General features: G+C 59.7%; 14 protein-coding genes. 8 read left to right on the top strand and 6 right to left on the bottom strand.

The window, feature by feature from the left end; genetic code table 11:
• The first annotated feature begins 17 nt into the window (after positions 1 to 17).
• Together F6R97_RS10305 and tldD are read left to right on the top strand one after the other, a co-directional pair.
• A complete protein-coding gene (locus F6R97_RS10305; protein ID WP_315866485.1) occupies positions 18 to 872 on the top strand; it encodes a carbon-nitrogen hydrolase family protein in 855 nt (284 codons plus the stop codon).
• Between the two features lie 12 nt (positions 873 to 884).
• Positions 885 to 2,327: a metalloprotease TldD gene (gene tldD / locus F6R97_RS10300; RefSeq protein WP_038978960.1), complete on the top strand. Its 1,443-nt coding sequence runs from the start codon at positions 885 to 887 to the stop codon at positions 2,325 to 2,327.
• Positions 2,328 to 2,378: 51 nt separating this feature from the next.
• Here tldD and yjgA read toward each other — a convergent pair whose 3' ends face one another.
• Positions 2,379 to 2,903, bottom strand: coding sequence for a ribosome biogenesis factor YjgA (gene yjgA / locus F6R97_RS10295; RefSeq protein WP_007901505.1), 525 nt, complete (start codon positions 2,901 to 2,903; stop codon positions 2,379 to 2,381).
• Between the two features lie 108 nt (positions 2,904 to 3,011).
• Between yjgA and pmbA the strand changes: the two genes are divergently transcribed.
• From pmbA to F6R97_RS10265, 6 genes are all read left to right on the top strand, one after another.
• Positions 3,012 to 4,358 carry a metalloprotease PmbA gene (gene pmbA, locus F6R97_RS10290; RefSeq protein WP_038978961.1) on the top strand — a complete coding sequence of 449 codons (1,347 nt, stop codon included), beginning with the start codon at positions 3,012 to 3,014 and terminating at the stop codon, positions 4,356 to 4,358.
• 215 nt (positions 4,359 to 4,573) lie between these two features.
• The gene (locus tag F6R97_RS10285; protein WP_050682828.1) at positions 4,574 to 4,969 is read left to right on the top strand and encodes a hypothetical protein; all 396 of its coding nucleotides are present in this window, start codon (positions 4,574 to 4,576) and stop codon (positions 4,967 to 4,969) included.
• Positions 4,962 to 6,338, top strand: coding sequence for a class II fumarate hydratase (locus tag F6R97_RS10280; RefSeq protein ID WP_038978963.1), 1,377 nt, complete (start codon positions 4,962 to 4,964; stop codon positions 6,336 to 6,338). The genes F6R97_RS10285 and F6R97_RS10280 overlap by 8 nt, the downstream gene beginning before the upstream one ends.
• Before the next feature lie 27 nt (positions 6,339 to 6,365).
• Entirely contained in the window at positions 6,366 to 6,806 is a 441-nt protein-coding gene (locus F6R97_RS10275) for a hypothetical protein (RefSeq protein ID WP_038978964.1), read from the top strand.
• A gap of 1 nt (position 6,807) precedes the next feature.
• Positions 6,808 to 7,419 carry a superoxide dismutase gene (locus tag F6R97_RS10270; protein WP_315866484.1) on the top strand — a complete coding sequence of 204 codons (612 nt, stop codon included), beginning with the start codon at positions 6,808 to 6,810 and terminating at the stop codon, positions 7,417 to 7,419.
• 28 nt (positions 7,420 to 7,447) lie between these two features.
• Positions 7,448 to 8,341, top strand: a complete 894-nt coding sequence (locus tag F6R97_RS10265) for a ZIP family metal transporter (protein WP_038978966.1) — start codon at positions 7,448 to 7,450, stop codon at positions 8,339 to 8,341.
• A 99-nt stretch (positions 8,342 to 8,440) separates the two neighbouring features.
• On the opposite strand, the gene F6R97_RS10260 is transcribed toward F6R97_RS10265, so the two are convergent.
• The 5 genes from F6R97_RS10260 to F6R97_RS10240 form a co-directional block, all read right to left on the bottom strand.
• Positions 8,441 to 8,716 (bottom strand): HPr family phosphocarrier protein, encoded by a 276-nt coding sequence (locus F6R97_RS10260; RefSeq protein ID WP_030128014.1) that lies wholly within the window; start codon positions 8,714 to 8,716, stop codon positions 8,441 to 8,443.
• Positions 8,717 to 8,731: 15 nt separating this feature from the next.
• Positions 8,732 to 9,589 (bottom strand): RNase adapter RapZ, encoded by an 858-nt coding sequence (gene rapZ, locus F6R97_RS10255; protein WP_008008622.1) that lies wholly within the window; start codon positions 9,587 to 9,589, stop codon positions 8,732 to 8,734.
• A 2-nt stretch (positions 9,590 to 9,591) separates the two neighbouring features.
• Positions 9,592 to 10,056 (bottom strand): PTS IIA-like nitrogen regulatory protein PtsN, encoded by a 465-nt coding sequence (ptsN, locus tag F6R97_RS10250; protein ID WP_007901530.1) that lies wholly within the window; start codon positions 10,054 to 10,056, stop codon positions 9,592 to 9,594.
• A gap of 12 nt (positions 10,057 to 10,068) precedes the next feature.
• A complete protein-coding gene (gene hpf / locus F6R97_RS10245) occupies positions 10,069 to 10,377 on the bottom strand; it encodes a ribosome hibernation-promoting factor, HPF/YfiA family (RefSeq protein ID WP_003178005.1) in 309 nt (102 codons plus the stop codon).
• Between the two features lie 79 nt (positions 10,378 to 10,456).
• The gene (locus F6R97_RS10240; RefSeq protein ID WP_038978967.1) at positions 10,457 to 11,950 is read right to left on the bottom strand and encodes an RNA polymerase factor sigma-54; all 1,494 of its coding nucleotides are present in this window, start codon (positions 11,948 to 11,950) and stop codon (positions 10,457 to 10,459) included.
• Positions 11,951 to 11,998 lie beyond the last annotated feature (48 nt).

Below are 11,998 nucleotides of genomic sequence, written 5' to 3'. Positions count from 1 at the left end.
CACATAGGGAATAGGCCATGTCTGTAGCGGTGATTCAAATGGTCAGCCAGAGCGACGTGCTGGCCAATCTGGCCCAGGCCCGTCGTCTGCTTGAGCAGGCGGCGACCGGTGGCGCGCGGCTTGCCGTGCTGCCGGAAAATTTCGCTGCCATGGGCCGTCGCGACATTGCCGACATCGGCCGCGCCGAAGCCTTGGGCGAAGGCCCGATCCTGCCATGGTTGAAACACGCCGCCCGCGACCTCAAGTTATGGATAGTGGCCGGCACATTGCCGTTGCCGCCGGTGGATCAACCGACGGCCAAAGTGCATGCATGCTCGTTGCTGGTCGATGACCAGGGTGAAACCGTGGCGCGGTACGACAAGCTGCATCTGTTCGACGTAGACGTGGCGGACAATCGCGGGCGTTATCGCGAATCCGATGACTATGCTTTTGGCAGTGGTGTGGTGGTTGCCGACACGCCCGTCGGTCGAGTCGGTCTGACCGTCTGTTACGACTTAAGATTTCCGGAGCTCTACAGTGAATTGCGTGCGGCCGGCGCGGAGTTGATTACCGCGCCGTCGGCCTTTACCGCGGTGACCGGCGCGGCTCATTGGGACGTGCTGATTCGCGCGCGGGCCATCGAGACTCAGTGTTACATGCTCGCGGCCGCCCAGGGTGGGACGCATCCGGGGCCACGAGAAACCTTTGGTCATGCCGCCATCGTTGACCCATGGGGGCGGGTGCTGGCACAACAGGATCAGGGCGAGGCCGTGCTGCTGGCCGAACGCGACAGCAGCGAACAGGCGTCCATCAGGGCGCGGATGCCGGTGTCCACTCACCGGCGCTTTTTCTCGCAGGGCGCTCAGCGACCTGCATCAGAACGACGAATTTAAGGCGTAAAGCATATGAGCGAGTTGTTGTCCTCCGTCAGTGAACACCTCCTGGCGCCCGGCGGCGTAACGATCGAGAGCCTGCAAGGTGTGCTCGGCGATCTGGCCGGCCCGGGCATCGATGCCGCCGACCTGTATTTCCAGGGGCAGATTTCCGAGTCCTGGGCACTGGAAGACGGGATCGTCAAGGAAGGCAGCTTCAATCTCGACCAGGGTGTCGGCGTGCGTGCGCAATCGGGTGAGAAAACCGGTTTTGCCTACAGCAATGCCATTACCCTCGAAGCCCTCGGCGCCGCAGCCCGTGCGGCACGTTCGATCTCCCGCGCTGGGCAGAACGGCACGGTGCAAGCCTTCACGACTCAGGATGTCGCCCAGTTGTACGGGCCGGATAACCCGCTGGAAGTGATGAGTCGTGCCGAAAAAGTCGAGCTGCTCAAGCGTATCGATGTGGCGACTCGTGCCCTGGACCCGCGTATCCAGCAAGTCACCGTGAGCATGGCCGGAGTCTGGGAACGGATCTTGATTGCTTCCACCGACGGCGGCCTGGCGGCGGATGTGCGGCCGCTGGTGCGTTTTAACGTCAGCGTGATCGTCGAGCAAAATGGCCGTCGTGAGCGCGGTGGTCATGGCGGTGGCGGTCGCACCGATTACCGCTATTTCCTCAGCGATGACCGCGCCATGGGCTATGCCCGCGAAGCGTTGCGTCAGGCGCTGGTGAATCTGGAAGCGATTCCGGCCCCGGCCGGTACGTTGCCGGTGGTGTTGGGCTCGGGTTGGTCCGGCGTGTTGCTGCACGAAGCCGTCGGCCATGGCCTGGAAGGCGATTTCAACCGCAAGGGCAGTTCGGCCTACAGCGGGCGCATGGGCGAGATGGTTGCTTCGAAGCTCTGCACCATCGTCGATGACGGCACCCTTGCCGGGCGTCGTGGTTCGCTGAGCGTCGACGACGAAGGCACGCCGACCGAGTGCACCACACTGATCGAAAACGGCGTGCTCAAAGGTTATATGCAGGACAAGCTCAATGCGCGCCTGATGGGCGTAGCCCGCACCGGCAACGGTCGTCGCGAATCCTACGCGCACTTGCCGATGCCGCGCATGACCAACACCTACATGCTGGCTGGCGAAAGCGACCCGGCGGAAATCATCGCCTCGGTGAAAAAGGGCATCTACTGCGCCAACCTCGGCGGCGGTCAGGTGGACATCACCAGCGGCAAGTTCGTGTTCTCCACCAGCGAGGCGTACCTGATCGAAGACGGCAAGATTACTGCCCCGGTCAAAGGCGCGACGTTGATCGGCAACGGGCCGGAAGCCATGAGCAAGGTGTCGATGGTCGGTAACGATCTGGCGCTGGACAGCGGTGTGGGAACGTGTGGCAAGGATGGGCAGTCGGTGCCGGTGGGTGTCGGCCAGCCAACGCTGAAAATCGATGCGATCACTGTAGGTGGTACAGGATCGTAAGAAGGGATGGAGCTTCGGGTGAGCCGCTTGGCAACTCACCCGATTCGGGACTTAACGCAGACCGCGTTGAGTCTCGTCCAGCTCACGGATGTACTTGAAGATTTTACGGCTCGAGGCCGGTGGCTTGTTGGTCGCCAGTTCGTGCTGGGCCTGACGGATCAGGGAGCGCAATTGCTGACGATCAGCTTCCGGGTAGTCGAGCACGAACTTCTCCAGGACTGCATCGTCGCCCGCGATCAAGCGATCGCGCCAGCGTTCCAGTCCATGGAAACGTTCGTTGTACTGCCGAGTGGAGGCATCCAGTTGATCGAGCAGAGTCAGAATGGCGTCAGTGTCCTGATCGCGCATCAGTTTGCCGATGAACATAAGGTGCCGTTTACGCGCGATATTCGCGGTGTGCTTCGGCGCATCGGCCAGGGCCCGGCGCATAGCGTCGGTCAACGGCAGTTTTGCCAGCAAGTCAGGCTTGAGCGTTGTAAGGCGCTCGCCGAGGTCAACCAGAGCATGAAGCTCGCGTTTAACCTGGGATTTGCTTTTTTCTCCCGTATCGAGGGAGTCGTCGTAAGAATCAACCATGGTGGCCGTCCGCAAAGAAACGCCGCCATGATAACCAGTCGGGGGCCGCTTGTCCGGCCCGGTCGCTCGAAGGCCCTAGCCGAAAGCAGAATTTGAGTGGAGAACAGCATGAGTGCAGTTGAAAGCGTCGGCCCACAAGCGTTGCCGGCACTGCAAGAACAAGTCGAGCAGATCATCGCTGAAGCCAAGCGCCAGGGCGCCAGTGCCTGTGAAGTGGCCGTGTCGCTGGAGCAGGGCCTGTCGACCACGGTGCGTCAGCGGGAAGTCGAAACCGTTGAGTTCAATCGCGATCAGGGCTTTGGCATCACCTTGTATGTGGGGCAGCGCAAAGGCTCGGCTAGCACCTCGGCCAGTGGTCCGGAAGCAATTCGCGAAACCGTCGCCGCCGCGCTGGCCATTGCCAAGCACACCTCCGAAGACGAAGCCTCGGGCTTGGCGGATGCCGCGTTGATGGCCAAGGATCTGCAGGATTTCGACCTGTTCCATCAATGGGACATTACCCCGGAGCAAGCCATCGAGCAGGCGCTGGCCTGTGAAGCGGCGGCGTTTGCCACCGACAGCCGGATCAAGAATGCCGACGGCACCACCCTCAGCACTCACCAGGGCTGCCGGGTTTACGGCAACAGCCACGGTTTTATCGGTGGTTACGCGTCGACTCGTCACAGCCTCAGCTGCGTGATGATCGCCGAAGCCGATGGCCAGATGCAGCGCGATTATTGGTATGACGTGAACCGTCAGGGCAACTTGCTGGCCTCTGCGGAGAGCATCGGCCAACGTGCCGCGCAACGGGCGGCGAGCCGTCTGGGCGCGCGTCCGGTGCCGACCTGTGAAGTGCCGGTGCTGTTTTCCGCGGAATTGGCCGGTGGTTTGTTCGGCAGTTTCCTGTCGGCGATTTCCGGCGGCAGTCTGTACCGCAAATCGTCGTTCCTCGAAGGCACGCTGGGGCAGAAGCTGTTCCCGGAATGGTTGACCATTGATGAACGTCCACATCTGATGCGCGCCTTGGGCAGTTCGGCCTTCGACGGCGATGGCTTGGCGACCTACGCCAAGCCGTTCGTGGAGAAGGGCGAGTTGGTGTCCTACATACTCGGCACCTACTCCGGCCGCAAGCTGGGCATGCCGAGCACCGCCAACGCCGGCGGCGTGCACAACCTGTTCGTTACCCATGGCGATGAAGATCAGGCCGCCTTGCTGCGCCGTATGGGCCGTGGCCTGCTGGTCACCGAACTGATGGGGCAGGGCCTGAACATGGTCACTGGCGATTACTCCCGTGGCGCGGCGGGTTTCTGGGTCGAGAACGGCGAAATCCAGTTCGCGGTCCAGGAAGTGACCATCGCCGGCAACATGCGCGACATGTTCAAGCAGATCATTGCGGTCGGTAATGACCTGGAATTGCGCAGCAACATTCGCACCGGTTCGGTGTTGATTGAACGAATGACAGTGGCGGGTAGCTAACCTCCGACTGCGGCACCAAAAAGGCGCGCCACCCATGAGGTGGTGCGCCTTTTTTGTGGATCAAAAGATCGCAGCCTTCGGCAGCTCCTACAAGATGCACTCCGAGCCCATGTAGGAGCTGCCGAAGGCTGCGATCTTTTGATCTTTATTTACATGCTTGTTTTGGTTCTCATTATCATCTAATAATAAATCTCATTACCGAATGAGCCCGGATCATGAGTTCTGCCTTGCACGAGCAGCCTTACCTCGAAAGCTGGCGCTGGATGAGTCGCCAGATCCGTTGCGCCATGGACCCTGACGAGCCACGCCTGATCGAACATTATCTGGCTGAAGGCCGGTATCTGGGCTGTTGCACGGCCACCTCACCCTGGACCATCGCCGAAACTTCCTTCCGTTTATTGCTCGACACTGCCGCCGACGTCGCGCTGCCCTGGCACTGGCGCAGCCTGTGTCTCGACCAGGCCTGGCGACCGCTACGCGATCTCGAACGGCAATCACTCTGCGACTGCCGCCTCAAACGTTGGCAAAGCTACGCCTGGCAACTGGCGACTTGCGAGTTGCAACCTTCGATTTCTCTCATAGAACTGGTGCAAGGATCTCCCGATGAGTAACACACGTATCGAACGCGACAGCATGGGCGAACTTCAGGTCCCGGTGGACGCCCTTTACGGCGCGCAAACCCAACGCGCGGTGGATAACTTCCCGATCAGCGGCAAGCCGATGCCCGTGCAGTTCATCCGCGCGTTGATTCTGGCCAAGGCTGCTGCCGCCCGAGCCAACGTCGAGCTCAAACAGATCAGCGAATCCCAAGGCAAGGCGATCGTCGATGCGGCTCAAGGCCTGCTCGAAGGCGACTTCATGCAGCACTTCCCGGTGGATATCTTCCAGACCGGTTCCGGCACCAGCTCCAACATGAACGCCAACGAAGTGATCGCCACCCTGGCCAGCCGCTTGCTGGGCGAGCCGGTGAATCCCAACGATCACGTCAATTGCGGCCAAAGCAGCAATGACATCATCCCGACCACCATTCATGTCAGCGCCGCATTGAGCTTGCATGAGCAGTTGCTGCCGGCGCTGGTGCATCTGGTGCAGGTGATCGAGCGCAAGGCCGAGCAGGTTCATCCGTTCGTCAAAACCGGGCGTACTCATTTGATGGACGCCATGCCCGTGCGCATGAGCCAGGTGCTCAATGGTTGGGCGCAACAACTCAAGGCCAATATCGGTCACCTGCAGGATCTGCTGCCTAGCCTGCAATCCCTGGCACAGGGCGGCACGGCGGTGGGCACCGGGATCAATGCCCATCCGGAATTTGCGGCGCGTTTCAGCCAGCAACTCAGCCAACTGACTCAGGTGCAGTTCACACCGGGCAAGGATCTGTTTGCGCTGATCGGCTCGCAGGACACGGCGGTCAGCGTTTCAGGGCAGCTCAAGGCCACGGCGGTTTCCTTGATGAAAATCGCCAACGATCTGCGCTGGATGAATTCCGGCCCGTTGGCCGGTCTCGGTGAAATCGAACTCGAAGCCTTGCAGCCGGGCTCGTCGATCATGCCCGGCAAGGTCAACCCGGTGATCCCGGAAGCTACCGCGATGGTCGCTGCTCAAGTGATCGGCAACGACACGGTGATCACCGTCGCCGGTCAGTCGGGCAACTTCGAGCTAAACGTCATGCTGCCGATCATCGCCCAGAACCTGCTGAGCAGTATCGAGTTGCTGGCCAACGCCAGCCGGCTGCTGGGCGACAAGGCTATCGCCAGCTTCAAGGTCAACGAGGCCCGGCTCAAGGAAGCGTTGTCGCGCAATCCGATTCTGGTCACTGCACTCAACCCGATCATTGGTTACCAAAATGCCGCTGAAATTGCCAAGAAGGCTTATCAGCAGGGCCGGCCGGTGATCGACGTCGCCCTGGAACACACCGACCTGACGCGCAGCCAACTGGAAGAATTGCTCAACCCAGAGAAGCTCACCGCAGGCGGCGTGTAATCATTGCTACCGCTTTGGAGGCTCACCATGGAGCACTGGAAACGCACGATCGAAAGGGCCAACCGCCATTTCATGCTGGGCGAACTCGTTGATGCCCGCGAGGCTTATTTGCAGGCATTGGCCTTGGCTCAGGTGTTGTTCGAGCGCTGGGCGGATGCCGACGAAGCGGTGGCGGCTTGCGTGATTTCCCACCATAACCTGGCGGACCTGCACTTGCGCCTGAACCAGCCGGAGGAGAGCGCCGAGTACCTGTGCGCGATCCATCAACGACTGTTGCGGACCATGCAGGACCCGCGACTGGCGCCGGCCTTGCGTGAAGCCGCGCTGCGCCAGAGCAGCAAAACCTATGTCGAGCTGCTGAATTTCATCAGCGATCACGGCGAGTATCCGCGCACCCATCGTTTGTTGCACACCGACACCGCTTCGCCCTCGCATCAGCCTGCGCCCTTACAACATGGAGTTCATTGAAATGGCTTTTACCTTGCCTGCCTTGCCGTACGCCTACGACGCCCTGGAACCGCACATCGATGCGCAGACCATGGAAATTCACTACACCAAACACCACCAGACCTACATCAACAACCTCAACGCTGCAGTCGAAGGCACTGAATTTGCTGAATGGCCGGTGGAAAAACTGGTGGCGGCTGTCCAGCAATTGCCGGAAAAACTTCGCGCGGCGGTGATCAATCAGGGCGGTGGGCATGCCAACCATTCGTTGTTCTGGGAAGTCATGGTACCCAACGGCGGTGGTCAACCTGAAGGCGTACTGGCCAAGGCAATCGACGAACAGCTGGGTGGTCTCGACAACTTCAAGGAAGCCTTCACCAAAGCTGCGCTGACCCGTTTCGGCAGCGGTTGGGCCTGGTTGAGCGTGACACCGCAAAAGACCTTGATCGTTGAAAGCAGCGGCAATCAGGACAGCCCATTGATGAACGGCAATACGCCGATTCTCGGCCTGGACGTTTGGGAGCACGCTTATTACCTGCGTTATCAGAACCGCCGTCCGGAATACATCAATGCGTTCTACAACGTGATCAATTGGCCCGAAGTTGCCGCGCGTTATCAGGCTGCGCTGGTTTAAGTCTCTATAAAACAATCCAGGGCTGACTATGGGCACTGAAACACTGGCGGTCGGAAGTGGACGGATGTTTCGTTACGCACTGGGATCGCTGTTACTGCTGGCGGGCATGACGTTATTGGCTGCCCAAGGGCTGAGCTGGCTGGACCTCGAACCGAAACTGCAGCGTGCCCTGCAAGGCGGGGCGATTTGTGCCTTGGGTACAGCTTTGGGCGCGGTGCCGGTGCTGGTGATTCGGCAGATACCTCAGATAGTCAGCGATATATTGCTCGGTTTCGGGGCCGGAGTGATGCTCGCGGCGACGGCGTTTTCGCTGATTGTGCCGGGCATTGCCGCGGCCGAAAACCTCGGCCTGACGCCTTGGGCGGCCAGCGGCCTGATCAGCTTCGGTATCCTGTTGGGCGCATTCGGGTTGTTTCTGGTGGATCGCAAGGTGTCCGGCGCTACGCCTGAAATGCTCGTGGGAACGTTGGCGCGACCAGTGATTCCACCGCGAATCTGGTTGTTTGTGTTTGCCATCATCGCCCACAACATCCCCGAAGGCATGGCGGTCGGCGTCTCGGCCGGCGGTGGCATGCCTGACGCCGACAGCCTGGCCATGGGCATCGCCTTGCAGGATGTGCCGGAAGGGCTGGTGATTGCGTTGGTGTTGGCCGGAGCAGGGATGTCGCGGGTCAAGGCGTTCCTGATCGGTGCTGCGTCAGGATTGGTCGAGCCGGTCTTTGCACTGTTGTGCGCCTGGCTGGTGAGTCTGGCCGAACTACTGTTGCCTTTGGGGCTGGCACTGGCAGCCGGTGCGATGCTGCTGGTGGTGACTCACGAAGTCATCCCTGAATCGCGTCGCCATGGTCACGATAAACTGGCCAGTCTAGGGCTGCTGATCGGGTTTTGTCTGATGATGGTGATGGATACGGCGTTGGCTTGAAAAACAAGATCAAAAGATCGCAGCCTCGTTTCACTCGACAGCTCCTACGCCGATCCTGTAGGAGCTGTCGAGTGGAACGAGGCTGCGATCTTTTGGCTTTTATTCGCCTTCGTCGAAGTAGTTGTTGATCAGCGCCACCAGTGCATCCAGCGCTTCCTGCTCCTGCTCGCCTTCGGTACTCAGGTGGATTTTTGTGCCCTTGCCAGCGGCCAGCATCATCATCGCCATGATGCTTTTACCGTCTACCACGGATTCTGGCGTGCGTCCTACCCTGATCGTGCAATCCTTGAACTGACCGGCGACCCCAACGAATTTTGCAGACGCGCGGGCATGCAGGCCCAGCTTGTTGATGATTTCGATTTCCAGAGCAGGCATCGCGATGTGAATCCTTTAGCTGAGGTCGCGGTGGCGGACCTGGACGTTCTTCAGGGTTTTTTGCAGGACCTGACCCAGACGTTCGGTCAGGTAGACAGAGCGGTGATGCCCGCCGGTGCAGCCAATGGCAATGGTGACATAGGCGCGGTTGCTGGCGGCAAAGCGGGGCAGCCACTTGAGCAGGTAGGAGGAAATGTCCTGGAACATCTCTTCGACGTCAGGCTGTGCCGCCAGGTATTCGGCCACCGGTTGATCGAGCCCGGACTGTGCCCGTAGCTCCGGCTTCCAATAAGGGTTGGGCAGGCAGCGCACGTCGAACACCAGATCGGCGTCCACCGGCATGCCACGCTTGAACCCGAAAGATTCCACCAGGAACGCAGTACCGGGCTCCGGCTGATTCAGCAGGCGCAGCTTGATGGTATCGCGTAGCTGATACAGGTTCAGATTGGTGGTATTGACCTTGAGGTCGGCCAGATCGGCGATAGGCCCCAGCAGATTGGTTTCGTCCTCTATCGCTTCCGCCAGCGAGCGATTGGCGCTGCTCAGCGGGTGACGACGGCGGGTTTCCGAAAAGCGTTTGAGCAAGGTTTCTTCGTCGGCGTCCAGGTACAGCACATCGCACTGGATATGCCGGCTGCGGACCTCTTCCAGCAATTCGGGGAACCGTGACAGGTGGCTTGGCAAGTTACGCGCATCGATGGACACGGCCACCAACGGTTGTGCCAACTCGGTGTGAATCAGCGCGCGTTCGGCCAGTTCCGGCAGCAAGCCGGCAGGCAGGTTGTCGATGCAGTAGTAGCCGTTGTCCTCGAGAACATCGAGGGCGGTGCTTTTACCTGAGCCGGAGCGGCCGCTGACGATGATCAGGCGCATGATTAGTGACCGTTCTGCTCGTCCAGGACAACCTGATACAACGCTTCATTGCTCGGGGCGCTGCGCAGTTTTTCACGCACCTCCTTGCGATCAAGCATGCTGGCGATCTGGCGGAGCAATTCCAGATGTGCATCGGTGGCGGCTTCCGGGACCAGCAGCACAAACAGCAGGTCAACCGGTGCGCCATCAATGGCGTCGAAATCGATAGGGGCTTCCAGGTGCAGCAGCGCACTGATTGGCGAGGTGCAGCCTTTGAGCCGGCAGTGGGGGATGGCGATGCCGTTGCCGAAACCGGTAGAACCGAGTTTCTCACGGGCAATCAGGGCCTCGAAGACGTCCTGCATTTCCAGATCCGGTACTTCGCGGTGGATAAGGTTGGCAATTTGCTCGAGGGCTTTCTTTTTACTGCCACCCGGCGCGTTCACTTGAGAACGGCCGGGGGTCAGGATGGTTTCTAGTCGGATCATGGATTGGGGGGGTTAACGACCGGTTGCGCCCTGGAGGAGGCTCTGGGTCTTTTCCTTATGCTTTTTGAGTTGGCGATCCAGCTTGTCGGTCAGCAGGTCGATGGCGGCATACATGTCCGTATGCTCGGCATTGGCGACCACTTCTCCGCCGGGAATATGCAGCGTGGCTTCGATCTTCTGCAGCAGTTTTTCGACGTTCATCGTGACTTGTACATTGGTGATCTTGTCGAAATGCCTCTCTAATCGGTCGAGTTTTTCGCCGATATAGGTGCGCAGGGGTTCGGTCACTTCCAGTTGGTGTCCACTGATGTTGACTTGCATACAGCTTCTCCTTCGTTGCCAGTGCATAAAGCGGCAGGCAGAAATGCCTGCCACTGGAACGCTGTGGCGAGCCCGGCGGCTACATCAACCGCTTCCGTTCGCTGGAAGGCGCGATCCCCAGGGATTCGCGGTACTTGGCGACGGTGCGACGGGCTACCTGAATGCCTTGTGCCTCCAGTAAACCAGCGATCTTGCTGTCACTCAACGGCTTTTTCTGATTTTCCGCGGCAACCAGTTTTTTGATGATCGCGCGGATCGCCGTGGACGAGCATTCACCGCCTTCGGAGGTACTGACGTGGCTGGAAAAAAAGTATTTCAGTTCATAGATGCCCCGTGGGGTATGCATGAATTTTTGCGTGGTCACCCGTGAAATCGTCGATTCGTGCATGCCCACCGCTTCGGCGATGTCATGCAGCACCAACGGTTTCATGGCTTCGTCACCGTATTCAAGAAAGCCGCGCTGATGCTCGACGATCTGGGTGGCGACTTTCATCAGGGTTTCATTGCGGCTTTGCAGGCTCTTGATGAACCAGCGAGCTTCCTGCAACTGATTACGCATGAACGTGTTATCAGCGCTGGTATCGGCGCGACGCACGAAACCGGCGTACTGGGCGTTGACCCGCAGGCGTGGCACCGATTCCTGATTCAGCTCCACCAGCCAGCGCTCGTTGTCCTTGCGCACGATCACGTCGGGAACGACGTATTCGGCTTCGGCGGACTCGATTTGTGAACCCGGGCGCGGGTTGAGGCTCTGGACCAATTCGATGACCTGACGCAGTTCATCTTCCTTGAGCTTCATGCGGCGCATCAGCTGGCTGTAGTCGCGGCTGCCGAGCAGGTCGATGTAATCGGTGACCAGGCGCTTGGCCTCGGCCAGCCAAGGGGTCTTGGCGGGCAGCTGGCGCAGTTGCAGCAGCAGGCATTCGCCGAGGTTGCGGGCGCCGATGCCAGCGGGTTCGAATTGCTGGATGCGGTGCAGGACGGCTTCGATTTCGTCCAGTTCGATGTCCAGTTCCGGGTCGAAGGCTTCGAGGATTTCCTCGAGGGTTTCGTCCAGGTAGCCCTGATTGTTGATGCAGTCGATCAGGGTCACGGCGATCAGGCGATCGGTGTCGGACATCGGTGCCAGGTTCAGTTGCCAGAGCAAATGGCTTTGCAGGCTTTCACCGACCGATGTGCGGGTGGTGAAATCCCACTCGTCGTCATCGTTGCTCGGCAGGCTGCTGGCGCTGGTCTGGTAGACGTCCTCCCAGGCAGTGTCGACGGGCAATTCGTTGGGAATACGCTCGTTCCAGTCGCCTTCCTCGAGGTTATCCACCGTTGGGGCGGTTTCCTGGTAGGAGGGTTCCTGAATGTCGGCGTTGGGTTTCTGTTCGGCGCTATCGGCCAAGGGGTCGGCGTTATCGAAGTCGTCGCCTTCTTCCTGGCGTTCGAGCATCGGATTGGACTCCAGGGCCTCCTGGATTTCCTGTTGCAGGTCCAGGGTCGACAATTGGAGCAGGCGGATGGCCTGTTGCAGCTGCGGTGTCATCGTCAGCTGCTGGCCCATTCTCAAGACTAGCGATGGTTTCATGGCAGGGGCTTAACACCTTATTCGCCGGCGCACATGCGCCATCCACTA

This window comes from Pseudomonas sp. JV414 (assembly GCF_032424305.1).
Lineage (GTDB): Bacteria > Pseudomonadota > Gammaproteobacteria > Pseudomonadales > Pseudomonadaceae > Aquipseudomonas > Aquipseudomonas lini.
Note: the sequence above shows the minus strand (reverse complement) of the source record. Positions and strands in the feature narration are given on the sequence as shown.